Here is a 26,325-nt window from a genome sequence, read left to right on the forward strand (position 1 = left end):
CAGGTACGACAATTATAATGAGAAATATGAGCCCAATTGCCAGAGACGGCAAGCTACCTCTGCAAAGCAAGAAGGCACCAGAACGTCAGGCAAGTACATTAAATAGCACCGATGCAATGGCAATGGTCGAACATGGCAGTGAAGTGAGCTTAAACGTCACCACCCCCGTTGGTACAAAGTTTATTACAACCAGCACATTTGTTGGCTGTCACTCAAATAATACTGCATTGATAGAGGTTCCGAACATCTCCGATGAAGACTTGAAGTTCTATTTTCAAGAAGGCTTTTGGATCAATGTAAAAGCCTACTCTCATCGAGGTGAAGGGGCCGTTATCCCATTTCGGGCCCAATTACAGCATCGACTAGGCGATCCGTACCCAATTTTGGTGCTAGACCTACCCAACACTATGCAGGTCTTTCAGCTTCGCAAAGAAGTGCGTTACGAAGTAAATTTGAGAGCGCGTGTTTGTTTAGAAGCCTATCGAACTGAATGCGAAATAAGAGATTTATCTCGTAGTGGCTGTCGTTTTGTAACATCACCAATGAGCCGACCACTTCAGGTTGGTGACCACGTTTCATTGGATCTAACGATGCCCGGAGAAAGTCGTATGCTAGCGCCGTTGCGAGGTCGTATTTGTAATTTACAAAAATCAACGCACTATGCTCGCTACGGAATGGAGTTTGATGAGGTTGGTAAAAACAACGCTAAAAACCTCCTCAGTCACCTCAAATTTGATGGGACTAAGCTCACACTAAAAAGATAGATTTGATAACCCCTATCGCTTATCAAGAAGCTTTGAAGTGCTAGAAAACAAGAAACCCCTTACTTTTCAGTAAGGGGTTTTTATTTACTAAGAATAAGGCAGTATCTTAGATAAGAGTCATGACTTAGAAGTCGTAACGTAGACCTAGCGCTAGCTCATCTTTTTCAGCCGCGCCTTCGTTATCCATTAGATCGAAGTTGTATGATGCGTAGCCACGGAAGTTAGGCTTGAAGTAGTAAGTTACATCAACAGCTAGGTTTTCTACAGTATCTGCGTCTTCTAGTTCACCTTTGTTGAACGTAGAAGTGAATACAGTTTGACCCATAGTGTAAGCAGCGGCTAGTTCGTAGCCTTTGTAATCAAAAGTCTTACCTGCAACATCCATATCCGCGCCAGTGTAGTTACCAGCGAAGTAGAAGTCACCTACAGAGTATGCAGCTACCAGCATGAACTCATCGCTGTCGTTTTGATCTGCGTAACCAGCACCTAGTTCAAAACCAGTGTTAGCAAACGCGTAAACACCAGATAGAGAGAAGCCATCTTCCTCGTTGTCTGTAAAGCCTTGTGCATCTGTTGTGCGATCAGCAAAACGGTAGCTAGCGCGTACAGCTAGTTGCTCGAATTGGCCTTTGTAAGACAGCATGTTATCTGTACGGTCAGAAACAGGCAGTTTAAGTGCTGCTGTGTTACCGTGGTAAGCCATAATGTCAGTAAAGTCAGTAAGAACCACTAGTGCGCCGTCGTTTTTACCGTAAGTTACTTCACCGTATTTGCCACCCAGACCCGCATAAGCGTAACGAGTTTCAAGACTATCTGTCTCACCAACTTTGTTACCTTTAGAATCAAATACATCATAAGTTTTAGTTACAAACTCACCTTCCCAAAAACCAACGCCGTATAGGTTTTCATTGATTTCCTGTTTGCCTAGGAAGTTAAGACGGATGCGAGTACGGTCTTCTGCCTTACCATCCATCATAGAAAGACGCGCTTCAGCGCGGCCGCCCATCTCAAGAGAAGTGCCATCTTGGTTGTATAGTTCTGAAGCGACAACTTGAGATCCTGATGCCATTAGCGCCACTGCTACAGCTAAAGTTTTTAATTTCATTGTTATTTTCCATATCATTGTTTTATATGTGTTTTCTCACCAGAAAAACAGGACTTTTCTGTACCAACGAGAAAACTGGCGGCATAGTAGCAGCTGTTATTTTTCACGCAACGTGTTGAATAAACAGCGCTTATAGAAGAAAACACCACTTAAAATGACGATATGAATACCTCTCAACCATCAAGTTATCGGTTGAGTTAAAAAAAATGTTCGCGTCAAAAAAAAATTGACGAAAAAAATGTAAAAACAATATCACAAAACGTGATATTGCCCGCAAAAAAAATCTTGTTAACTGACTGTTTTAGATAGACTTATTGATAATAAATCCGATTATTACAAACAAAAAAATCCCTGAGCATTCACTCAGGGATTTAGAGATTTGATAAGTAGATGATGAATTAAAGCTTAAAGAAACTTAATTGCTCTTTCTGCTTCTCTGCAAGTAATGAAAGCTCAGTACTCGCACTTGCACTCTGGCTGATGCCCGCTACATTTTGGTTTACAAGCTCCGACATGTTAACCACGTTGCGATTGATATCTTGAGTAACTTGAGACTGCTCTTCGGCTGCGGTTGCTACTTGCGTGTTTGAATCGTTGATGTTGGCGACCGACTCGGTAATTCCAACCAACGCGTCATTCGCTTGTTGCGTCAGCTCGTTGTTGCGGCTAAGCATATCAAGGCTGACTTGCATACTGTCATTCGCCAGCCCAGACTGCGCTTGAAGCTCTTCAATGATCGTTTGGATCTCTTGTGTCGAGTCTTGAGTACGCGCTGCTAGCATGCGTACTTCATCAGCTACTACCGCAAAACCACGACCAGATTCACCAGCTCGCGCCGCTTCAATCGCAGCATTCAATGCTAGCAAGTTGGTCTGCTCAGATACGCCGCGAATCACTTCAATAACATCGTTGATCTGTACAGATTGCTCTTTTAGACGCAAAACAACTTGCGCTGCATCGTTCAATGCTTGAGACATTTGCGCACTTGCTTCCGCACTTTCTTGGAAGATAGCCAAACCTGATTGAGCAAGTCCATCAGCTTCACGCGCGGTTGCGTCAGCAGAGGTCGCGTTATCACTCACATTATTCGCAGTGCTTGCAAGCTCGTTAACCGCAGATGCAACTTGCTCGATCTCCGCTAACTCTTGTTGAGCGTTCGCTTCCGCTTGCGTCATTACCGCAGCTAATTCGGTCGATGCAGATGCAACTTCCTCACTAATACGGGTTAACTGGTCCACAGTGTTGTATAACTGCTCTGCGGTTTGGTTTACATCTTTGCTCAGCTTAGAGATCTCATTGTCCCCATCGACATCTGCACGTACTGATAAATTACCCATTGCTAACTGACGCATCACTTCTTGCAGCTTTTGGATTGGTGTAACAATCATGCCAGATAGGAACCAAGCGCCTATCAATGAGAAAGCAAATACCGCTAAAACCGTCAACATAGCGTTATTTTGCACATGTTCATTTTGCTGATGACTTCTGATAGTAGATTGTTCAGCTTGCTCGTTTACATGCTTTGATAGTGTGTTAATTTGTTGGACCATTTCTCGGCCAACATTGCGATACTCTTTGACAAATGCACGGTACTCGCTATCCGATTTCAAACCTTGATCGTATTGGTTGAAGAAAGCAACTGAGCGCTCTGAATATCGCACATAGGATTCAATTGCTTGGCGAACTTTAACGGCATCGTCACGGAATAGGTTTCGGGCTTCAATTGCGCTTAAATCGGCATCAACTTGCTTTAAGCCTTCTTTCAATTCGGTTAGAAAATTCTCACGACGAGAAGCATCGTAAATAGCGTAAACCGCGCTTATGCGCAGAGGGTAAATTTGGTCGTCAATACTCGCCAATGTGTCTTTGTGAAAAACCAAAGATTCTTGGTTGGAAGCAATAACATCTTGCTCTGCTTGAAGATTGTTTTTAGTAATCCAAAGAGCAATAAACAAAACAATCGCGGTAAATAATACCGGAACCAAAATTTGCGTTCGTACTGACAAATTTTTCAGTGATAACTGCATGACAGGGCCTCAGTTGTATGCGTGATGTCTATATCCAAACAAACTCGAGCAGTGCTTATAACAACGTTACTTTTCGGCAGTTTGAATATCTATGCTTCCTTGCGACGGGATAAATCCCAGACGAATAAACAAGTGGCGAATATTAGAGGTCGATCACACTTTTGTCTAGTACAAAAACTCTCCATTTTCAATCTGTTATTGACAATATCCCGACAGTAGCGTCGGGATATTGTCGTTATGATAAATTATGATCACTTATGATGAGATACATTCACATTTAGGACGGTTTCAGCCTATTTTCTCAACGAATTGAGCTTAGCTTGAGCAAGGCCAAAAATGGTATCGATTGGATAAGAGCCTTCATCGGTTGGCTCACCAGCAACTTTCCCCGTAAACAATTCGATAGCTTCAGTAACATGGTCAATCGCCCAAATATTAAACTCGCCTTTTTCGACTGCTTTCACGATGTCGGAACGAAGCATTAGATTGTGAACATTAGAGCGCGGAATAATGACCCCCTGCCCGTCATGACGACCTTTAATTACACACACATCATAAAAGCCTTCGATCTTTTCGTTTACGCCACCAATAGGCTGAGCTTGACCAAATTGATTCATCGACCCTGTTATCGCAATGTCTTGTCGGTTTGGTTGCTTTGAAAAAGCAGACACAACCGCACATAACTCAGCCATGCTGGCACTATCACCATCAACACCACCATAAGATTGCTCAAAGGTAATGGTTGTCGTTAATGGCACTCGTGCCGTTTTACCAAATACGGAAGATAAGTAGGCAGACAAAATCATCACACCCTTAGAGTGAATACTGCCCCCCAAATCCACGCTGCGCTCGATATCGATAACCTCCCCATCACCGTAACACGTCGTCGCTGTGATGCGATTCGGTGCACCAAACATGTAGTCACTAGTGCTCAATACCGAAAGTGCGTTCACTTGGCCTACGGCTTCTCCTTCGGTGCGAATCAGCGTTGTGCCGTTAATAAAGGTTTCCATTACGTTATCGCGTAATCGGCTTACTCGCATTTCTTGGTTATTGAGCGCCTCTTCAACATGACCAATACGGATCATGTTGGAGTTGGCTTGACGAGCCACGTAATTCGACTCTCGAAGCAAGTTGGCGATATTAGCCGAATGTAGAGATAGCTTGGATTGTTCGCCAGACAAACGTGAGCTGTATTCGATGATCCGAGCAATGGCTTTGCGATCGCAATGCAGCATATTGTTGTCATGCACCACGCTAGAGATAAAGCGCGCGTAATGCAGCTCAGACTCCGGCGTACGTTTCATTTCGTCTTCGAAATCTGCCGTCACACGGAACAACTCGCTGAACTCTGGATCGTAATGTTGGAGTAATTGGTAAGTTCGGTAATCACCAAATAAGATAATTTTGATATCAAGCGGAATCGGTTCAGGATCGAGTGATACCGCCCCCGTCAATGTGACTTCTTTTTCTAGAGACGTAAAACTCAATTGACGAGCACGCAATGCGCGCTTCAAACCATCCCAAACGTAAGGCTGTTCAAGTACTTTCTGAGCATCCATTAATAGAACGCCGCCATTCGCCTTATGCAAGCTCCCTGCGCGAATCAGCGAGAAGTCGGTAAACACCGTTCCCTTGAAAGTGGCAGTCTCAATCGACCCGAAGAGTGAATGATAGTTGGGATTTTCTTCAACAACGATAGGAAATTCGCTGCTTTTACGGCTTACCAAGACGTTCACTTTATAACGACGTGGCAATTTTTTATCCAAGGATGCCGTCGCAATTTCGCCTTGCTCGCCACTTTGGTCAAGGAAAATATCTGCGTTTTCAACAATATCTTTTTGCAGCTCAGTTAAGTAGGTTTTGATTTCGGAATATTGCGCGTAATCCACTTTGAGTTTTTTGATGAAGTGAGTAATCACATCAAGCGTCACTTCATCATTGAGCTTTTTGATTTTATCGCTGTATGTCTCTTCCCACTCCGTAAGCTCACGAACCATCGAGCGCAATCGCACTTCGAGTTCATCAATAGCATCGCTGAATTGCTCTTGTTCTTTTTTGCTTAGTACATCAAAAGACTCTTCCGTATGAAGCTCATCACCGTTCATGGCGACAAACTGATAATCCCCCTGCGTAGTCAGTGTTAGGCTGATGCCCTTTTCTTTTGCCTCTCGACTAATACGATCCAGCTCGTTTTGTTGCTTAGCTGCCAATTGATTTTTTAATCGCTCAGCGCGGCTAAAGTACATTTCATTGTCGAATGCTAGGGGTAAAGCATTCAATAATTTGCCCATTAAAGCTTCAATATCAACACGTAGCTTATTTCCGATACCACAAGGCAACTTTAATACCTTTGGTGTACGGGTATCCTCAAAGTTCGCAACGTAACACCAATCAAACAGGGCTGCTGCATCGTGCTGGTGACGATTCAGATAGCGCAAGATCATGGTGCGTTTACCTAGCCCATTCTGACCAATGGCGTAGATGTTATACCCTTTCTCTTTGATGGACATCGCAAACTCGACCGCTTTTTGCGCGCGCTCTTGGCCCACGATTTCATCAATTGGAGGTAACTCCTTGGTCGACTTACATGGCATATTCTCTAGATCTGCTACAGAATATAGCTGCTTAGCTTCCAATCTTAGTATTGCCATATCCACTTCCTTTTTTCTTATTTTCGTTATTTGAGTGTAGAGATTATTTGCTTAATTTTAAGTGATTTACCTTCCACCCTAGATTGATTGGACATTTTATGAACACATAAGTGATATTAACACGCACTTGCAATTGATAATCAATTTCATTTAATATCTAAACAAATCAAATGTTGTGGAGATGGATATGAATATTGAGCAATGCTGGATGCGCTACTTAAAAGCAGAGCAACTGATGGAACAAGGCCATTGGCCAGAAGCTCATCGTTTATATGACGACGTGCTCAACAATCTACCCAACCACATTCACTTAGCGCTAGAAAATGCACAAACTAAACCTTGCCAGTTTGTATGTCTCATTACGGGGCTTAGAGATGCCAGCGTGACGCAATCAGAGATTCTCAACAAACTCGGCTTACAACATGATGCGTTCTCAATACTCAATCAAACTTACGCGCTATTTCAATTTTTGCAGCTAGAGAGCCATGAACTGATTGAGCGCGTAGGTCACCTACTTGGTCAACAGAGCGAAGACTTGTTAGCTCACATGGCGGCATTTTGCTCTGCCCAACGTAATGCTCAATGGATGATAGAACTCGAGCACGTAACGCGCGCGCATGAGCAGTTCTTACATTTGCAAGCAATGAGTTCGGCAAAATCTTCGCCTTCTCACCTGTATAATTAATCTAAAGCTCAAGTATTGAGGCCAACTAGGTTTGTGCTGTCCATTGCTTGAGTATCATTTGCTTTATCAACCACAAGGATCTGTGATGTCTTCTAAAACCATTCTTTCGGTGAACAACCTATCAGTCAGCTTTACGACAAACGATGGGATCGTCGATGCAGTAAAGAATGTTAGCTTCGATTTAAAAGCAGGCGAGACGCTGTCCATCGTTGGCGAATCTGGCTCTGGCAAGTCAGTATCAACCAATGCACTGATGAAACTATTGCCAGACAACGCTATTTTGCATGAAAGCTCATCCATCATGTTTGAGGGTAGCTCCATCTTGGATAAAACAGAGCGTGAAATGCAAAGTATTCGCGGTGATCGCATTGGCATGATTTTTCAAGAGCCGATGACCTCACTAAACCCGTACATGCGGGTGGGTATCCAAGTCGCTGAGGCCATCATGTGTCACCGCCCGGTCGACAGACGAACAGCAAAAGCAAAGGTGTTAGAGCTGTTTGAATTGGTTCATATGCCAAACCCTGAAAAAGCGTACAACAAGTACCCACACGAATTTTCTGGTGGTCAATTGCAACGCATCATGATTGCGATGGCACTGATTAACGAGCCCGATATTTTGATCGCCGACGAACCTACAACAGCGTTGGATGTCACGGTTCAAGCAGAAGTGTTGCACCTGATTAAAGAAATTCAGGCTCAGATGGGCATGGCAATCCTATTTATTACTCATGACTTAGGCGTCGTAAAACACTTTGCAGATCGTGTCATTGTGATGTGTAAAGGAGAAGTCGTCGAAGAAGGCGAAACGCAAACACTCTTCGAGGACCCAAAGCACGAATACACACGTATGCTAATCAACTCGATTCCTAAAGGCAGTAAGGAGCCTATTAGCGAAAGTGCTACACAGCTGTTAAAGGCCGACGATATACGAGTCAAATTCTTGGTAAAGTCGCATTTTATTGCGAGCAAGAATGAGTACTTCGAAGCGGTAAAAGGCATTTCTCTTGAGCTTAAACAAGGAGAGACCCTCGGGATCGTTGGGGAGTCCGGTTCAGGTAAGTCTACACTCGGCCGAGCTTTGATAGGTCTACTGCCCTCAACTGGCAAAATAGAATACAAAGGCCAAGATATGGCCTTGCTGACAAACAAAGAACGTTTTGAGCTGAAAAAAGACGTTCAGATGGTATTCCAAGACCCTTATGGTTCGCTTTCTCCTCGTATGACTATCGGCGAGATCATCACAGAAGGATTAACTGTCCACCAACCAATGTTGAGTAAAAAAGAACGTATGCAGAAAGCGCGCGACGTGCTCCGTGAGGTCCGCTTAGATCCCGCGTCCATCAACCGTTATCCGCACGAGTTTTCAGGAGGCCAGCGTCAGCGTATTGCTATCGCGCGAGCACTGATCCTTGAACCTTCGTTTATTCTGCTTGATGAGCCAACCTCTGCATTAGACCGCTCGGTGCAACTGACAGTGATTGACCTTCTGAAAGATTTGCAGAAAAAACACAATATTGGCTACTTGTTTATTAGCCACGATCTATCAGTAGTTAAAGCACTCTCTGATCGTGTTCTAGTCATGCAAAAGGGCGAGGTCATGGAACAAGGTACGGCAGAAAAGATTTTCCAAAACCCTAAAAATGACTACACGAAAAAACTGATAGATGCCTCATTTGATCTTGAAAACAGTGAAAATCAGCACAATGCGGCTTAGGTTCATCACAGTTTCATATTCATAAACTAGGATTAAGAAAAGGTGATAAATTCATCTTGTCTTAAGAATGGCGTAGCTGCCTTTCGGTTTGGCCGCCGAGACTGGTTGGTTCAAGGGTCAGACTTAGTCAACCTGGCTCAAATACTGGCAAACAGTATGAATTGAGTTCCCCCAACCATGAAAAATGCCGCGACACTGTCGCGGCATTTTTTTATTCTCAGAAGTTTCTAACAACTAGGGCATTAAATCGACTCAATACCCATATTATGTAACGTAAATGCATACACGTCTGTGGTGAGGTCAATTTGCTTACTCAGCGGCATTCCTGCACCATGACCGGCATTAACATCAATGCGTATCAATACTGGATTAGCGCCTTGCTGTTTGTCTTGCAGCTTCGCAATAAATTTGTACGAATGTGCTGGCACAACTCGGTCGTCGTGATCAGCAGTTGTCACCAAGGTAGCAGGATATTGCACGCCTTCTTTTACATTGTGAACAGGAGAGTAACCAAGCAAGTATTGGAACATCGCTTCACTTTGCTCCGACGTGCCATAGTCATACTTCCAGCCTTCTCCAGAAGTAAACGTGTGATAACGCAGCATATCAAGCACGCCAACCGCAGGCAGCGCGACTTTGAATAGTTCAGGGCGTTGCGTCATACACGCTCCAACTAACAAACCACCATTAGAACCACCGCGAATCGCTAGGCGATCCGAGCTAGTGTAGTCGTTTTCAATCAGGTATTCCGCCGCCGCAATAAAGTCATCAAACACGTTTTGCTTTTGCTGCTGAGTGCCTGCGTTGTGCCAGGCTTTACCGTATTCACCGCCGCCTCGCATGTTGGCGACAGCGTATATACCACCCAACTCTAGCCAGTTGGCTACATTGCCAGAAAACATTGGAGTAAGGCTGATGTTAAAACCGCCGTAACCATACAACATGGTTGGTGATCTACCATCAAGTGCAACGCCCTTCTTGTATGAAATGATCATCGGAACTTGCGTGCCGTCTTTTGAGGTGTAAAACACCTGTTTTGATTCATACTCATTACGATCGAACGGTGCCTTTGATTCCTGAAACAGTGTGGATTCACCAGATTCGACATCAAATGAGAAAATCGTCGGAGGCGTCACGTAGTTAGTGAATGTGTAATAAAGTGTGGTTTCTTCTTTTTTACCCGCCAGACCATAAGCCGTGCCTTCTCCCGGCAATTGTACATCTCGAATCCACTCACCTTGGTAGTTAAACTGCTGCACTTTAGAAAGCACATCTACCATATAAGTCGCAAACAGATAACCGCCACCTTTGCTGATTTCTAACGGCTGTTCTTGTTCAGCAATCACGTCAGCCCATTGTTCTGTCTGAGTGTTGTAGCTGACAACTTTGCCATTCGGCGCGTCTAGGTTGGTGTAAAGCAGCAAGGTTGCGTCTTGGCTATCAATTAAGTAGGTGTCTCCTTGCGTTGTCTCGCGCAGCGTCACAATTGCTTGGGAGTCAGACTGTAAATCGATATAAAACAGACGATTACCCGATGTAGATTCTGCGCCAGAAATAATGAGGAAGCGATCATCTGTCGTCGTCGTACCAGACACATAACGATGAACTTGCGTATCCAACTCACCGAAAATCACTTTATCTTCAGATTGAGGTGTACCAAGTTCATGATAATAAAGCTTGTGATGCTCAGTTCGAGCAGACAACTCGCTGCCTTGCGGCTTATCGTAGCTTGAGTAATAGAAGCCTTTGCTGCCCAGCCAAGAAATCGACGTAAACTTCGCATCAACAATCTCAGGCTCTAACTGTTCTTTGGTTTCCGTATCAATGACAAAGATCTTACGCCAATCACTGCCCCCTTCCGAGATGGAATACGCGACCAAACGGTAGTCTTTAGAGAAGCTGACTTCGCCAAGAGAGGTCGTGCCCTCTTCGGAGAAAGTATTTGGATCAAGGAAAACCTCGGCTTCTCCCTCGCCTTTACGTCGATACAATACGCTTTGGTTTTGCAAACCGTCGTTTTTGTAGAAGTAGGTGTAGTCACCACGTACAAATGGCTGGGAATATTTTTCGTAGTTTTGACTCTTCGCCACTAAGTCACGGATTTGTTGGCGGTACGGTATCTGACCAAGGAAATCGAAGGTGACCGAATTTTGACCCGAAACCCATTGAGCGGTTTCTTCACTGCGATCATCTTCTAACCAGCGATAAGGGTCGGTAATGTCGTGACCAAAATAAGTGTCCACGACAGAATCTTTACGTGTTTTTGGGTAATGCATAACGTCCGTGTTACTCCGTTGTTTTTATTAAGTTGTTTATCTTCAATCGTTTTATAGCGGTGATTACCTTAGAGCACCCAATTTTGATTTCAATGACATTGTTTTAAATCTATGAAGGAACTAGAAATAATGAGATATCGTTAAGTAACGATCACGAATGTGCTCAATAAGCAGTTTCACTTTATTCGGTGGTTGACGAGTAAACGGGTACACCGCATAGATACCCAACTTTTTACCCACTAGTTCAGGAAAAATATCCACCAGTTGGCCATTGCGAATATCATGATACACCAAGCATCGCGGGACGTAAGCTATACCATGGCCGCCCAGAGCGGCTTTACGTAATGCGGTCGCGTTATCAGTAGAAAAGCAGCCCGATACTTTGACGATGTAATTGCCATCTTCTCCTTTAAACTCCCAATCCGTTGCACCTGTGGTTTGGTAAGCGTATTGCAGACAATTGTGCGTGGTGAGATCAATCGGCTCGATCGGTTTCCCATTTTTCGCAATATAAGAAGGTGACGCGCATACCACCCATTGGGAATCGAGAATATGTCGTGCGATCAAACTAGAGTCGGCTAGGTAGCCAGTTCGAATGACTAAATCGTAACCATCAGCCACTAAATCGACAAAGCGATTATCCAATGACATATCCACGGTCAGACCCGGATGAAGGTTACAAAACTCGGCAACAGCATCAGCAAGTATCAAATCTCCAGAGATACACGGCACGGACATTTTTATATGACCGCTCACATTCTCTCCAAAGCCTGCAACAGCATCCATAGCCTCCTGAGTGGCCTGCTTCACATTTTTAGCACTGTGGAGTAACACCTTACCTGCCTCAGTCAAGGTTAATTTGCGCGTTGTTCGATATAATAGCTGAGCCCCTATTTCTTCTTCCAATCTCGCCATTCTTTTGCTAACTACCGAATTTGTAAGGTTATTTGCCTCTGCAACCTTGCTAAAGCTGCCAAGTTCGATTACTTGAGAAAATAGAATTAAGTCGTCTGCTCTCATACCATTATGTCACTTTTGGAATTAATTATTTTCATTATTTCCCTATATCAACAAAAAATAAAGGAGTAAATTCACGCCAAATTAACAAAACCATTACAACAAAAAGTCACCTCTACAGCGGATTGACACCGTTCGAGAAGTCAGCGTACGAAGGATGTACAAATGAGTGAAACCCTACTTGCCCTAGTGGCATTTTCGCCAATTGTTGTTGCCGCCATCTTATTGGTTGGTCTCAACTGGCCTGCTAAAAAAGCCATGCCTGTTGCGTTCGGTCTAACCGTCGCTATCGCACTAATGTTTTGGGATATGTCAGCCAATCGCGTACTGGCCTCCGTATTCCAAGGACTGGGCATTACTGTCTCTGTTCTATGGATCGTGTTTGGTGCCATCTTCTTGCTCAACACTTTAAAACACACTGGAGCGATCACCACAATCCGTAATGGATTTACCGATATTTCGGCTGACCGCCGTGTACAAGCCATCATCATTGCTTGGTGTTTTGGCTCGTTCATTGAAGGCGCCTCTGGGTTCGGTACCCCGGCAGCAATCGCTGCACCACTACTGGTTGCAATCGGCTTTCCTGCGCTAGCCGCTGTCCTAATGGGCATGATGATTCAGTCTACGCCTGTTTCATTCGGCGCGGTAGGCACGCCTATCATCGTAGGTGTAAACAAAGGTTTAGACACCCATAACATCAGTGAGTCGTTGGCCGCACAAGGTGCAACGTGGGAAATGTACCTGCAAGATATCACAGCGCACGTTGCTGTCATTCACGCAGTCGTAGGTACGATGATCCCAGTATTAATGGCGATGATGTTAACACGTTTTTTCGGCAAGAACAGAAGCTGGAGTGAAGGCCTGGATATTCTACCATTTGCGCTATTCGCTGGTGTCTCTTTCACCGTTCCATACGCGTTAACCGGCGTATTCTTGGGCGCAGAGTTCCCTTCACTTATCGGTGGTTTGGTTGGTCTGTCTATCGTTGTTACCGCAGCGAAAAAAGGCTTCTTAGTACCAAAGACTAAGTGGGATTTCGAAAGCGAAGACAAATGGCCTGCAGAGTGGTTAGGCTCGCTAAAAGTCGATCTAAACGACAATCCGGGCAAGCCAATGAGCATCGTAAAAGCTTGGGTTCCATATGTAATGCTGGCAGTTATTCTCGTCGCAAGCCGCGTTAGCCCTGAGCTGAAAGGCTTTGTACAAAGCGTAAGTTTGTCGTTCAGCAACATTCTTGGTGAGACTGGCGTTAGCGCTGCTATTCAGCCGTTATACCTTCCTGGTGGCATTCTGGTGTTTGTCGCACTACTTGCTGCAATGTTACAAAGCGGCAGTGTAAAGCCATTGCGTGAAGCGTTTGGCGAGTCAAGCAAAACACTGATTGGGGCGGGTTTTGTCTTGGTATTTACCATTCCGATGGTTCGTATCTTTATCAACTCAGGCATCAACGGTGCTGACCTAGCAAGTATGCCCGTCACAACCGCAAACTTCGCCTCTGACCTTGTTGGTTCTGCGTTCCCAGCGCTGAGTGCCACCGTTGGTGCACTGGGTGCGTTCATCGCTGGCTCAAACACGGTATCAAATATGATGTTCAGCCAGTTCCAATTCGAAGTGGCACAAACGTTGTCTATTTCGAGTGTGATTGTTGTATCACTCCAGGCCGTCGGTGCTGCTGCAGGTAACATGATTGCGATTCACAACGTTGTTGCCGCATCAGCCACGGTAGGTTTGCTTGGTCGAGAAGGCGCAACATTGCGTAAAACGATTATCCCTACGTTCTACTACATTGTAATGACAGGCATTATTGGATTGGTGCTGATTTATGGCTTCCAAATGACAGATGTCTTAATGAAGTAACGCGAAATGCAGGGTTTACAGCCCTGCCTAATTTGACACAGCTGTCTGCACTACTACCCCGACATGTTGATTTAGCTTGCTACATCAATTCCCCCGACAGCTGTGTCACCCTTTCCAGTTTGCATAACTGATTGAGTGATTTAATAAAATTTTTCAACCAATTATGTAAATGGGTTACCAACATCACCGATTCAAACGTAAGTGAACCATAGGTAACTATACTCATTTTGATGTCTTCACTGCTTTGCGATGAAGGCTCAACGAAAGAGCAAATTGCTCCACAACTTTGCTTAGAATAACCGCTAGGACACCATTATGATTATCTCAGCTTCTACTGACTACCGCGCTGCCGCGAAAGCCAAGCTTCCCCCGTTTCTATTCCATTATATTGATGGCGGCTCTTACGACGAACGCACGCTGAAGCGTAATACTGACGATTTAGGTGATGTCGCTCTTCGCCAACGCGTCCTACGCGATATGACAGATTTGAGCCTCGAAACCGAGATCTTCGGTGAGAAACTGGCAATGCCAATCGCGCTAGCTCCTGTTGGTCTAACTGGTATGTACGCGCGCCGAGGCGAAGTGCAAGCAGCAAAAGCAGCCGAGAAAAAAGGCATCCCGTTTACTATGTCGACTGTTTCGGTTTGTCCGATTGAAGAAGTCGCACCTGCAATTGAACGTCCAATGTGGTTCCAGCTTTACGTACTTAAAGACCGTGGCTTTATGAAGAACGTACTTGAGCGTGCAAAAGCAGCAGGCGTAACAACGCTGGTGTTTACCGTTGATATGCCAGTTCCTGGCGCACGTTACCGTGACATGCATTCAGGTATGAGTGGCCCTAACGCGGCCATGCGTCGTGTATTCCAGGCGATGCGCCACCCAAGCTGGGCGCTGGATGTGGGTCTACTTGGTAAACCGCACGACTTAGGTAACATCTCAACTTATCGTGGCGAACCAACAAAGCTAGAAGATTACATCGGCTGGTTAGGCGCAAACTTCGACCCTTCTATCTCCTGGAAAGATCTTGAGTGGATTCGTGATTTTTGGGATGGTCCAATGGTTATCAAAGGCATTCTAGATGAAGAAGACGCGAAAGATGCGGTACGTTTCGGCGCGGACGGCATTGTGGTATCTAACCATGGTGGCCGTCAGTTAGATGGCGTACTTTCAAGCGCTAAAGCACTACCAAGCATTGCGGATGCGGTAAAAGGTGATCTTAAGATCTTCGTAGACTCTGGTATTCGTACTGGTCTTGATGTCGTTCGTATGCTCGCACTTGGTGCAGACTGTACGCTTCTTGGCCGTTCATTTGTGTACGCATTGGCAGCACAAGGCGGAGCAGGCGTTGAAAATCTACTGGATCTGTACGATAAAGAAATGCGTGTAGCAATGACGCTGACTGGCGCTAAGTCTATCGCGGATCTTTCACGCGATTCGCTAGTGAAAATCCCATAATCTTTGCAATCGAGCAAAACAGAAACGAAAAAACGAGCCAACAGTGGCTCGTTTTTTATTGCTCTTCAACCCGATAATTTGACGAGCAAGCTAGCTAACTTGGTGAACGTACTCGATCACGACTTGGTTTCCGTCGATAAACACGTTACTGATATCGCCATCCACCGTCACACGATTTTGTAAATAAACGGTACCAGATGCAGATAGGTCACGCTCCGTCAAAGACGGAATCACCTGACCAGGACGTACATGTAGCTGCTCGCATAGCTGTTTTACAAAACCTAGCGTCAGTGGAGAATTACCACGTAACAAGCCAGAAAACTCGTGTAGACTCAAACCAAGGCGCTTCGCCATTTCCATTTGAGTGATGTGCATTTTGGCTTTTTGTGACATCCAGATGTCGTAGAGCGCGTTTCGATCCAGCTCTGTAAATTCCATATCTGCCTCCGCTAATTCAAGAGCCAATACACTCTCACACTTACTTAAGATAAATGTTAGCGATAAGTCAGAGAAGTTATAATTGATCGTCCAAATATCAACCCTCAATCATTGGTAGCGTACCTCTGAACATGCATGAGGCGGTCGCTCAACAGAACATTGAGGTGACTCTCTTGTCATCGGAAGGAAAAGTCCATCTCGGACGGTTTAGACATAAGTAAATGATTTAAAGGAAATCACTGGGGTGAAGGAGTAATATCTGCTACCTTTCCTTCCATGGTTCACTAGAAATAAGTTACATATGCCACAGTGGTTTACCGAATTACAAAGCTACATTGAAACGTCTCATCAAAATTGGAGTGGGAGCGTCCTTTTCATTACGCTCGCTAGCTTTATAGCTTGGATAGCTTGGCGGCTGATTCGCTCTCGCCTCGCTGCGCTCGTAGAGAAAACGCCCTTCCACTGGGATGATATGTTGCTTGATGCGCTAAAAGCGCCAGTCAGTACACTCATTTGGTGTTGGCCAGCAACCGTCTCTATCGGCATCATATTGGAGAGCGAGCTCAACGATAAAATAAACTGGTTAAGTACGCTGAAACTGATTTTAATCATCAGCATCTTCGTATGGACCGTTATGCGGCTCATTACCAATGTTGAAGAGCATGTTCTCGAACAAAAGAACCGAGATGAAACAACAGTACAAGCGATAGCTAAGGTCGCGCGCCTGTTCTTTATTACCGTCGGAATTCTAACCGTAATGCAGGCATTTGGTCTGTCACTATCGGGCCTCCTTACCTTCGGTGGTGTTGGTGGTTTGATCGTCGGTTTAGCGGCGAAGGATTTGCTGTCTAACTTTTTTGGAGGTCTTATGATCTACTTCGATCGTCCATTTAAAGTTGGCGATTGGATCCGTTCTCCAGACCGACAAATAGAGGGGACAGTAGAACGCATTGGCTGGCGCATGACCATTATCCGAACTTTCGATAAGCGTCCACTGTATGTACCAAACTCAGTGTTTAGCAGCATTGTCGTAGAAAACCCATCTCGCATGCTGAACCGACGTATCTACGAAAAAATTGGACTTCGTTACGACGATGCAGAAAAAATGCCGCAAATTATCACCGCGGTAAAAGAAATGCTGAAAAATCACAAAGACATTGATGCACGCCAAACACTTATCGTTAATTTCGATACATTCGGTCCATCATCATTGCACTTCTTTATCTATACCTTTACTAAAACCGTGAATTGGGTGAGATACCATGAGGTTAAGCAGGACATACTGCTTAAGGTAATCAACATCATTAAAGAACACGATGCAGATATCGCGTTCCCTACTCAGACGCTTAAGCTTGATCCTATACAAATGGTAAAAGCGGAAGAGCAAGAAGATCACGGCTTCTAGTTTTCACCAATACCCAAATAATCAAGCCCGCTATGTTTAAGCGGGCTTTTTATTTTTCTTCGCATGAAGTGGTTATTGTTGCGTTAACACCATACGTGCATTCAGCGGTTGGATTGGGCGATTGTTTTTCCCCATTACTTCCGAAAAAGATTTTATCTGCTCAGGAGAAATAGTTTGTGCTTCTTTCATCACCAACCAACGCACACCTTCAGAGCATGGTGGTGTCGTTAGTGAGCCGTTAAAGCGGTAGTAGTCTTTATCACTTGGGATAAGGGCATCCGCATCAAATGGAACCTTGATGGTAACATCTTGATCTTTAGTTGGAATGTTAGCTAGCATCTTAGCTAAATCTGGGTTCGTGTCACCCAGTTTAAAGAACACCGCGACAACAGCTAGATGACCTACTTTGTCGGCATGCACAAAGTGTACTTCTAGTGGGTATTCTTTACCATCCACATGGTTTTCAGATGGCGTATGGAAGTGGAACTGTTTCAACGTAAACTCTTTACCATCAATGGTGAGTGTGTTTTTACCTTCTAAACCAGTCTGTAAAGTGTGACCATTGTTCAGCAGTGAAATTGCCTTTCCTTCGTAGTCGAAATTCAATTTTTCTAGCTTCGCTTCGGTCGCCGATTCAATGTTGATTGGGCTCTGGTTTTGACCTTTCGCGCACTCAGATGCAAACTCACCCCAATGAGCTGGCCCATGGTTTCCCTCGTAGCCCCAGCTTGCTGCATAAGCTGTTCCTGTAAATACCAGTGCCAAACCTAATGTTGTTAGTGACTTCTTCATCATTTTCCTTATTTCTGAAAGTTAAATTCCGTGAGAATAAAGCCATACTAATCTCACAAAATTAAGCAGTGACAGAGTGAAAACTATGATTACAAAAGATTTTTGGAATAGAAGCCTCTAATGATGTAATTGACATGATGCTCAAAATTGAACGTCAACGATTATTGAGTCGGTGTAAGTACCTGCAGGAGGGGTCGTTTGGCTGGTTAGTATCTGCGCGCGATAATTATAATTCTGTGGAGTGATACCATCAGGAATGGAGCCGCCAGTATCGACGTCACTGTGTTCACGACGTTCAGAACTGGTTCCTCCCCAGCGCTCCATCGTTGATGACTTATAGATTTCATACTCCAAATAGTGACCACTAGAAATCATTCGCCGCTGACCGCCGGACGCATTTAGGCCGTCATTCAAGCCAATGGAGAAGGAACTATTCTTGGTACAAGTTAACGATATAACCTGACTGACTGGTTCAAAACCGGCCACTAATGGGGACGAACCAAAATCAATATCTGGCGCTGTGATCATACAATCAGGGGTCACTTCCAACTCAACCGTAATCACGCTTTGAGCGCTGCCATTGGCGCGGCCAATGCATACCCCTAGAACCCCGATACCCTTACAGTAATCCCAAATCCAGGATACGGTGATTTGGTCTTTATAAGTCCCAGCGGAAAGATTACTACCCACTCCCGTCCGAGCATAGAGCGGAAACTCGGCTTGAGTGCCAAACAACCCGAGTAAATCGATTAACCCGATTTCAAAAAAATTGTAAGTTTGGCCGAATACATACTCTTGTGAAAGACCTGGATCGCCAAAAATCTGATAGCTGAGCTCCGAACTCGGATCATCCTCATTTAATAGCAAACCATTATTTATGCTGTTAAACGTTGCTGATACGTAGTCGCCACTTAACAAAGACACAAGTGTAGAAAAGTCACACGTAATCCCCGCATGAGGCTGAGCTGAGCTTTGCTGCTGAGAGCTTGAAACAGTAAACGAAGAAACATTGCCAAACAAGATTAAAGGTGTTGCCGCCGTGAGCTGACAAGCCATTGTCGAGCACGAGAAAAAGAGAAGTAGGCTAGCAAGCCAGCGGCGCAAAATCATAGTGCGGCCTCTTCTTCGGCTTTGATACAAACCTGCTCAGGCAATGTTTGTATTTTTTGACTCTCACGCTGATACAACCCCTCAATAAACACTTTACATGGCGGCTGTCCTTGAGGATAAAACTGAATGTAGCGGCCTGGGTCAACGCCTTCAAAGTAGGTAAAACCATCCCAACCAATTTGGCTTGTTAAGCCCGTTTCTGAGCGGCCATATGTACCAATCGGAAGGAACAAATGATTTTCGTCTACCACCGTCATGCTCAGTGCAACTTGTAGCTCTATTGGGAACTCTAACAGGTAGCCGTAGCCCGAATGTATCGAAGCAAACTGCTCTGTTGCAGAAAACGCAGCATTGGCAGGTAAATTAAGTGGATCGATTTCATATTTGGCGGTGTAATACGCCGTAGCCCAAGGAACAAGTAAGTAACCTTCATCGTCTGTCACTCCGACAATTTGATTTTCATATTTAACCGGAATACCTTCAAAACCACTGGTGCTCACCACTGCGAAGCTGTCATACACTTCATTCGCCGGGAATATTTCTCCATCCAACGTAGAGACCGAACCTGCCATTTCCGCAAAATAATCATAGTCGCCACTGGTGCCATTTAACCCCGCTCTGAACTGCGCCCATGACGCACGGTAGGTCAAATCGGCCTGTTTACGGTTTTCTGGGTGTTCGTTAATATCATGCGCTAAATTGACGCCCCACCCACCTCGTATTGGCGCAAGGCGGCTGTAACCCACTCGCCCTCTAACATCGCCATCATCCTCTCTTTTCAGCGTTAACCCCGAACTTCCCCCCAAAGAACTGAAAGGTAGAGAGAATTGCGCCAGCGTAACACTCTGACCACCAATACTATGGTTGTAAGAAAGGGACATATTGATATTAAAAGGCAGAGCGTAGCTATAAGTAAGATTTAGGGTACGTGAATCTGAGTCGGATTGTTGAATATCAAAGTACCCACCAGAAAGTGAGCCCCAATCTCCCAAACGCACTCCCATATTGATTTGTGATAGATGGCGCGACGCGAGTGAAGCGTCCTTGCCTTCATCGAGCATTTCGTAATTTGGTAAATGAGATAAGGTATAAAAGTCGGCTTGTTCTACTTGAGTTCGAGCAGCGAAGCTAAACAACCGAGACTGATAACTATAACCTAGCGCATATGAGGTAGATTGATCCTGAAAATTACTCACACGAAACGAGGCATCCACCGTACCCAAGTTGAAAGCATTGGTGACAAAGCCCAACCCCGCAACGATCAGGTCATCTTTTGCTTCAGCTTGAGCTTCTAATGTTAACCAATCAGTCATGCCATGACGCAGAGCGGTAACCACGCCACCGTCTCCATAGTCGTTAGATGCATTACCGAAGTTTTCTCTGATCGCACCAATACTCGCACTGTAAGATGTAAATCCGGTCTTGAGTAGATCGGAAGAGAGAAAAAATGGGCTGGTCATGACCGTTTGCTTACCTTGAGCATCCGTTGCAATTACCGTTGCTTCCCCAGCACCAGAGAGCATTGGAATATCGTTAATAATGAAAGGACCGGGCCCAACATTCATTGAGTCAGTTTTAAAGCCATTGATAAACAAATCTAACGTAGTGGGCGCAGTGACCTCACCGTAAAATGCAGGTAACGGCGTCGTCACGACATCCGGACGCATAGAGAAATCATGTGACAACTGAATACCCGCCAGTCTTACTGGTTGGCTCCAAGATAAAGGGCGAACAATATAGTCCCCTACCTCTATACGAATTCGCTTCTCTTGATTGACGTACTCGTAACTCGTATCAAAACGAGTGTACTGGCTGCTTTGCTGGGACTGAACATCGCGATGAAAGTTAGATTTAAATATCCCGGTAGTAGAAAAAACGCCAAACTCAGAAAAGGCTCTGACTTCATGATTTATAGAAACCTCCTTTTGTCGGCTTTCGTTCTCGTACACACCAAATACGTTGTAGTTAAGCAGGCCACCACGCCCAAACTGAGCCGGGGAAAATCGCCCCATATCCTGCGCTGATAAGCTCTGCATCGGTAACCAATTAGGCGGTACGTCAATTGCAAGTTGCAATGACGATTGCAAGTAACGCACGTTAACACCTGGGATAGACGTAACCTCAAGTCTCTCTTCGGTTCCAGGCAACGACGTGGCGGTAACCCCAACTGAAATGAGGTCCTCCCGGAGCAAAAAGAACTGATCGCCAACTCGCTCAACTTTCGCAACAAGCCCTGTTGCTCTTTGATTGATCACCAACTCCAGATTGAGGCTAATATTCTCAAACTTTTCTAATGAGAAATTTTCAGGACTCGGTAGCTCAGAGAAGTGGTTTGCTGAATTTGCACAAAGACCAATACTGCTCCACGTTACGCTAAGTAATACCAACCAAAAGAAAGCATTCATTGTATTAAATCTATTCATTATTGCTTCAATGGTATTTGGTAACGTTTACCTCCAATATTCGCGCTCAAACTCAAGGGTCTGACATTACTATGGGGAATAGACCAAACCTTATACTGTTCAGGAAGAATATAGCCAGCTAGTCCATCGGAAATAACGACAGGATCTTTATTTGGTAGATTCAACTGTAAATTCACTAAGCGAACATGGTGTTTTCCTGAATTTTTAATGTGAACAAAACGCTGATTATTTTTCTTAATAAACTGTGCCTGTAAATCACCCCATAATTCACTGTCACGGTTTGGTTTTTGAGTATCAGTCAGCCCTTTCCCGTAAATAAACAAAGGTATCGAGTAACGCATTCGGACTTTTACAGCGAGTTCATTTTCCGTCAATTCTGTTTGAGGGTTTTGAGTTGGCGGTAATTCATCTATGATCACTCGGTATGCATACTCCTTACCCGCAGAGGCCTCATCTTGGTTGATGATGCGGATTAACTGCTTTTCACCTGGTTCAATTTTGACAAACGGAGGAGTTGCAATTAACTGGCTTTGACTTGAATAGCTATCTTCTCCTTCGTTTTGTTCCCACTTAAAAATTCTCACTTGCAAATAAGAATCAGCACTGCCTTTATTCACCATCCAAAGTGACGTTGCATTACTCTCCTCTGATATTTTGGGGTAAATCGGCCAAATTAATAATGAGTTAGCATTGGCATTTGAGAAAAAAACAAAAAGGAAGGTTATTAATAATAGTTTTTTGAGTATGAATTCCATTTCACCCCTCCAAAGTTCACTTACCACTCTAATGTCAGCGTAAGCGTATCCATATAAATTCCAGCCATTTCATTCCCATTTATTGTCGCCTTTGCCCAGATAGGAAACTGAATATTATCTGGGTCTTGGTCGGTATCGACGGAGTATTGCGTGTCAATATCAAGCACCTGCGTATAATTTAGATCTTGAAACAAAAAGTAATCTACCGTTGTCGCTTCTTCACTGTGCTTTAGCTTACGTACACCGTCCAATGCATTCATCCCGCCATTTACGGAAACATTCATCGTAATACCCGGAGTACAACTTAATGTGAGTGATGAACTGTAAGTGATGCTGCCTTGTACTTCCGTCGCGTAAACTGAAGAATGCTCACCAAAATCTAACGTGCCTATTTGCCCGGCTTGGGTTGCGCTTTCTTCTTGTACTGCGCCGTTAATCAAACAACCTGTATCTACGGTGGCAGACACCTGAAAAGTTTGTGTCGCATCAGCCAGCACAGTTAAAGAACACAAACTCATCGCGACAAGTGAAAAGCCCCTAACAACCAGCGTCACGTTTTACCAGCTTAGCGTCACACTGATGGTATCGGAGTATGTGCCGGCAATGCTGCTCGTACCGTAAGCTTTCGCAAAAAGCTCAATAGTTTGCGATGTTGCACTAGTAAATTCAGACAGAGCTACCGTCCCGCCTTGTATAATTTGTGTGCTTCGGTCTGAATCGGTAAACAACGTATAATCAATAAATTGCGCGCCATTTGACATCGCGTAGGTACCAACGGTCGCACTTGCATCATACAATCCGGTGCCCAATGTAAACGTCGGTGTCACACCGTTACTACAAAGCACTTCAATACCCGTCGCACTACCACCATTTACCACACCATCTTGTTCACTGAAGATTGCAGGCACGTCTCCAAAGGCAAGTGAGCCAAAGCCAACGCCAGAAGCTGCATCTACCGCATTATTTCCATTAATCACACAACCTTGTACAAGGTTAATTGAAACATCAATCGTACCGCTCACTGACGCTCCATTCGCTTGCCAACTAAATGAGGTTAAGAGCAGAGGCATCATCAGATAAAATCTTTTCATATAAAGCTCCATTTTTACATTCCACTGTATATCGGTAACCTTTTTATTAGTTATAGCTCAATTATGACAAACCAAATGCATATAAAATGTAAAACAATAAAAAGAAGCAGGATAAGGATAAAGACGAACAGAAAATAAAAACATTAAACTTAAAAATGACGATTTTTAAGCATGTAATGCTAAAAAATAACCACTAAAAACAAATGGTTATTATCTTATTCCAAATACAGAATCGACAATGAGTTAGAAGGTAGGGTGAAGTTGAGTGGAAAAAATCTAAAAAAAGTAGCAGAACGATACGAGAAGTTTAGAAAAGATTGGCGACCATTTCTTCCCGAAACAAAAATCTTCATGAAACAAAAATGCGCCCCAAAAAGGAGCGCATTTCTTACTTGAATAAGTTATTCCCAATCAAGAATAACTTTGCCTGACATACCGCTGCGCATTACATCGAAGCCTTCTTGGAAGTCATCAATCTTGTAGTGGTGCGTGATGATTGGCGATAGATCCAGACCAGATTGGATCAGTGAAGCCATCTTGTACCAAGTTTCGAACATTTCGCGACCGTAGATACCTTTGATCACCAAGCCTTTGAAGATAACTTGGTTCCAGTCGATACCCATGTCTGACGGTGGAATACCTAGTAGTGCAATGCGACCACCGTGGTTCATTGTGGTTAGCATTGAGTTGAATGCTGCTGGGTTACCAGACATTTCTAGACCAACGTCGAAGCCTTCTGTCATGCCTAGCTCAGCCATTACGTCTTCTAGCTTCTCTTCAGCCACGTTTACTGCGCGTGTTACACCCATCTTACGAGCAAGTTCTAGACGGTATTCGTTCACGTCTGTGATCACTACGTGGCGAGCACCAACGTGTTTAGCAACCGCTGCTGCCATGATACCGATTGGGCCAGCACCTGTGATAAGCACGTCTTCACCTACTAGGTCGAAAGAAAGTGCTGTGTGTACTGCGTTACCAAACGGGTCAAAGATAGACGCTAGATCGTCAGAGATGCCTTCAGGGATCTTGAACGCGTTGAACGCTGGGATAACTAGGTATTCTGCGAATGCACCTTCGCGGTTAACGCCCACACCAATCGTGTTACGGCATAGGTGAGTACGGCCGCCACGACAGTTACGACAATGACCACACGTGATGTGACCTTCGCCAGATACGCGGTCACCGATTTCAAAGCCACGAACTTCCTGACCAATCGCAACCACTTCACCCACGTATTCGTGACCAACAACCATAGGCACTGGAATTGTCTTTTGTGACCATTCGTCCCAGTTGTAGATGTGTACGTCTGTACCACAGATAGCGGTTTTCTTAATTTTGATCAGAATGTCGTTATGGCCAACTTCAGGTTTATCAACCTCAGTCATCCAGATGCCTTCTTCAGGCTTTAGCTTTGATAATGCTTTAATTTTCATAATGTAACCTTAATTAAAGGCCCTATTGTCTAAGGCCTAGAATCTTAAATAAGACCCATGTCCTTACCAACTTGGATGAACGCGTCGATTGCACGGTCTAGTTGCTCGCGAGAGTGCGCCGCAGACATTTGAGTACGGATACGTGCTTGACCTTTTGGTACTACAGGGAATGAGAAGCCGATTACGTAGATGCCTTTCTCCAGCGCACGCTCTGCAAATTCTGCTGCTACTTTTGCGTCGCCAAGCATGATTGGGATGATTGCGTGGTCAGCACCACCCATTGTGAAACCAGCGTCCTCCATACGAGTACGGAAGTGTGCTGCGTTTTCCCATAGACGATCACGTAGGTCACCGCTCTCTTCTAGTAGATCTAGAACGCGGATAGAAGCGCTTACGATTGCTGGTGCAACAGAGTTAGAGAATAGGTATGGACGAGAACGCTGACGTAGCCAGTCAATCACTTCCGCTTTACCAGACGTGTAACCGCCTGAAGCGCCACCCATTGCTTTGCCTAGCGTACCAGTGATGATGTCGATACGGTCAACCACGTTGTGGTGCTCGTGCGTACCTGCACCAGTTTTACCCATGAAGCCAACAGCGTGAGAGTCATCAACCATAGTCAACGCGCCGTACTTCTCTGCTAGGTCACAGATAGCCGGAAGGTTTGCTACTACGCCGTCCATTGAGAACACACCGTCCGTTACGATAAGAATGTGGCGAGCACCTGCTTCTTTCGCAGCGATCAGTTGTTGCTCTAACTCTTCCATGTTGTTGTTTGAGTAGCGGAAACGCATCGCTTTACATAGACGAACACCATCGATGATTGACGCGTGGTTTAAAGCGTCAGAGATGATTGCGTCTTCTTTGCCTAGAATAGTTTCAAATAGGCCCGCGTTTGCGTCGAAACATGATGTGTAAAGAATCGTATCTTCTTTACCTAGGAACTTAGAAAGCTTCTGCTCAAGCTCTTTGTGGATGTCTTGCGTACCACAGATAAAACGTACTGAAGCCATACCAAAGCCGTGCTCGTCCATGCCTGCTTTACCCGCTTCGATAAGTGCCGGGTGGTTAGCAAGACCAAGGTAGTTGTTCGCACAGAAGTTTAGTACTTCTTCACCAGTAGAGATTTTAACAGCCGCTTGCTGTTGAGACGTAATGACACGCTCTGATTTGTAAAGGCCTTCCGCCTTTACTTCTTCGATTTGCTGCTGAATCTGTTGGTAGAATGCAGAAGACATTTGAAATTCCTTCCTAGTTATTTTGGCGAGTATTTACTCGTTTAGAATTAGGCTTAGCCTTTATGTGACGGGCGTCACGGGCT

The 26,325-nt window shown here is 44.7% G+C and carries 20 protein-coding genes; 6 read left to right on the forward strand and 14 right to left on the reverse strand.

Translation table 11 applies throughout. From position 1 onward, the window contains the following. Positions 1–17: 17 nt before the first annotated feature. Positions 18–764: a flagellar brake protein gene (locus tag R7E29_RS11445; RefSeq protein WP_042521645.1), complete on the forward strand. Its 747-nt coding sequence runs from the start codon at positions 18–20 to the stop codon at positions 762–764. A 124-nt stretch (positions 765–888) separates the two neighbouring features. Here the strand turns inward: R7E29_RS11445 and R7E29_RS11450 are convergent, their stop codons facing one another. The 3 genes from R7E29_RS11450 to R7E29_RS11460 all read right to left on the reverse strand — a co-directional run bounded on the left by R7E29_RS11450 (position 889) and on the right by R7E29_RS11460 (position 6,550). Further along, positions 889–1,869: a porin gene (locus tag R7E29_RS11450; protein WP_025768571.1), complete on the reverse strand. Its 981-nt coding sequence runs from the start codon at positions 1,867–1,869 to the stop codon at positions 889–891. A gap of 398 nt (positions 1,870–2,267) precedes the next feature. After that, complete coding sequence (locus tag R7E29_RS11455) at positions 2,268–3,896, reverse strand: methyl-accepting chemotaxis protein (protein ID WP_054576608.1); 1,629 nt, start codon at positions 3,894–3,896, stop codon at positions 2,268–2,270. 293 nt (positions 3,897–4,189) lie between these two features. Beyond that, entirely contained in the window at positions 4,190–6,550 is a 2,361-nt protein-coding gene (locus R7E29_RS11460; RefSeq protein ID WP_054576607.1) for a Lon protease family protein, read from the reverse strand. A 187-nt stretch (positions 6,551–6,737) separates the two neighbouring features. On the opposite strand from R7E29_RS11460, the gene R7E29_RS11465 reads away from it, so the two are divergent. Continuing rightward, positions 6,738–7,235 carry a hypothetical protein gene (locus R7E29_RS11465; protein WP_005375116.1) on the forward strand — a complete coding sequence of 166 codons (498 nt, stop codon included), beginning with the start codon at positions 6,738–6,740 and terminating at the stop codon, positions 7,233–7,235. Positions 7,236–7,320: 85 nt separating this feature from the next. Further along, positions 7,321–8,952 carry an ABC transporter ATP-binding protein gene (locus R7E29_RS11470; protein ID WP_017635486.1) on the forward strand — a complete coding sequence of 544 codons (1,632 nt, stop codon included), beginning with the start codon at positions 7,321–7,323 and terminating at the stop codon, positions 8,950–8,952. 242 nt (positions 8,953–9,194) lie between these two features. Here the strand turns inward: R7E29_RS11470 and R7E29_RS11475 are convergent, their stop codons facing one another. Both R7E29_RS11475 and R7E29_RS11480 read right to left on the reverse strand, forming a co-directional pair. Then, positions 9,195–11,228 (reverse strand): prolyl oligopeptidase family serine peptidase, encoded by a 2,034-nt coding sequence (locus R7E29_RS11475; protein WP_054576606.1) that lies wholly within the window; start codon positions 11,226–11,228, stop codon positions 9,195–9,197. A 120-nt stretch (positions 11,229–11,348) separates the two neighbouring features. Continuing rightward, a complete protein-coding gene (locus tag R7E29_RS11480) occupies positions 11,349–12,248 on the reverse strand; it encodes a LysR family transcriptional regulator (protein WP_005375112.1) in 900 nt (299 codons plus the stop codon). A 162-nt stretch (positions 12,249–12,410) separates the two neighbouring features. Here R7E29_RS11480 and R7E29_RS11485 point away from each other — a divergent pair, with 162 nt between their 5' ends. Both R7E29_RS11485 and lldD read left to right on the forward strand, forming a co-directional pair. Then, a complete protein-coding gene (locus R7E29_RS11485) occupies positions 12,411–14,102 on the forward strand; it encodes an L-lactate permease (protein WP_005375111.1) in 1,692 nt (563 codons plus the stop codon). 315 nt (positions 14,103–14,417) lie between these two features. After that, on the forward strand, positions 14,418–15,557 hold the full coding sequence (gene lldD, locus R7E29_RS11490; RefSeq protein WP_005383962.1) for an FMN-dependent L-lactate dehydrogenase LldD: 1,140 nt from the start codon (positions 14,418–14,420) through the stop codon (positions 15,555–15,557). 90 nt (positions 15,558–15,647) lie between these two features. Here the strand turns inward: lldD and R7E29_RS11495 are convergent, their stop codons facing one another. Continuing rightward, positions 15,648–15,995, reverse strand: a complete 348-nt coding sequence (locus R7E29_RS11495; RefSeq protein ID WP_005375109.1) for a helix-turn-helix domain-containing protein — start codon at positions 15,993–15,995, stop codon at positions 15,648–15,650. A gap of 301 nt (positions 15,996–16,296) precedes the next feature. Here R7E29_RS11495 and R7E29_RS11500 point away from each other — a divergent pair, with 301 nt between their 5' ends. Continuing rightward, complete coding sequence (locus R7E29_RS11500; protein WP_005375107.1) at positions 16,297–17,400, forward strand: mechanosensitive ion channel family protein; 1,104 nt, start codon at positions 16,297–16,299, stop codon at positions 17,398–17,400. Positions 17,401–17,472: 72 nt separating this feature from the next. On the opposite strand, the gene R7E29_RS11505 is transcribed toward R7E29_RS11500, so the two are convergent. The 8 genes from R7E29_RS11505 to R7E29_RS11540 all read right to left on the reverse strand — a co-directional run bounded on the left by R7E29_RS11505 (position 17,473) and on the right by R7E29_RS11540 (position 26,242). Continuing rightward, entirely contained in the window at positions 17,473–18,192 is a 720-nt protein-coding gene (locus tag R7E29_RS11505; protein ID WP_017635489.1) for a carbonic anhydrase, read from the reverse strand. Positions 18,193–18,333: 141 nt separating this feature from the next. Beyond that, positions 18,334–19,302 carry a spore coat U domain-containing protein gene (locus R7E29_RS11510; protein ID WP_017635490.1) on the reverse strand — a complete coding sequence of 323 codons (969 nt, stop codon included), beginning with the start codon at positions 19,300–19,302 and terminating at the stop codon, positions 18,334–18,336. Beyond that, positions 19,299–21,725 (reverse strand): fimbria/pilus outer membrane usher protein, encoded by a 2,427-nt coding sequence (locus R7E29_RS11515; protein ID WP_230850620.1) that lies wholly within the window; start codon positions 21,723–21,725, stop codon positions 19,299–19,301. The genes R7E29_RS11510 and R7E29_RS11515 overlap by 4 nt, the downstream gene beginning before the upstream one ends. Continuing rightward, on the reverse strand, positions 21,725–22,480 hold the full coding sequence (locus R7E29_RS11520) for a molecular chaperone (RefSeq protein ID WP_053303865.1): 756 nt from the start codon (positions 22,478–22,480) through the stop codon (positions 21,725–21,727). The genes R7E29_RS11515 and R7E29_RS11520 overlap by 1 nt, the downstream gene beginning before the upstream one ends. A gap of 20 nt (positions 22,481–22,500) precedes the next feature. Continuing rightward, positions 22,501–22,998 (reverse strand): spore coat U domain-containing protein, encoded by a 498-nt coding sequence (locus R7E29_RS11525; RefSeq protein ID WP_017635493.1) that lies wholly within the window; start codon positions 22,996–22,998, stop codon positions 22,501–22,503. A 39-nt stretch (positions 22,999–23,037) separates the two neighbouring features. Then, positions 23,038–23,583, reverse strand: a complete 546-nt coding sequence (locus tag R7E29_RS11530) for a spore coat U domain-containing protein (RefSeq protein WP_021035866.1) — start codon at positions 23,581–23,583, stop codon at positions 23,038–23,040. A gap of 389 nt (positions 23,584–23,972) precedes the next feature. Then, positions 23,973–25,004, reverse strand: a complete 1,032-nt coding sequence (gene tdh, locus R7E29_RS11535; protein ID WP_005383983.1) for an L-threonine 3-dehydrogenase — start codon at positions 25,002–25,004, stop codon at positions 23,973–23,975. Positions 25,005–25,048: 44 nt separating this feature from the next. Then, positions 25,049–26,242: a glycine C-acetyltransferase gene (locus tag R7E29_RS11540; protein WP_005375095.1), complete on the reverse strand. Its 1,194-nt coding sequence runs from the start codon at positions 26,240–26,242 to the stop codon at positions 25,049–25,051. Positions 26,243–26,325 lie beyond the last annotated feature (83 nt).

Origin of the sequence: Vibrio sp. Vb1729, assembly GCF_033338655.1 — a bacterium.
Classification (GTDB): domain Bacteria; phylum Pseudomonadota; class Gammaproteobacteria; order Enterobacterales; family Vibrionaceae; genus Vibrio; species Vibrio alginolyticus.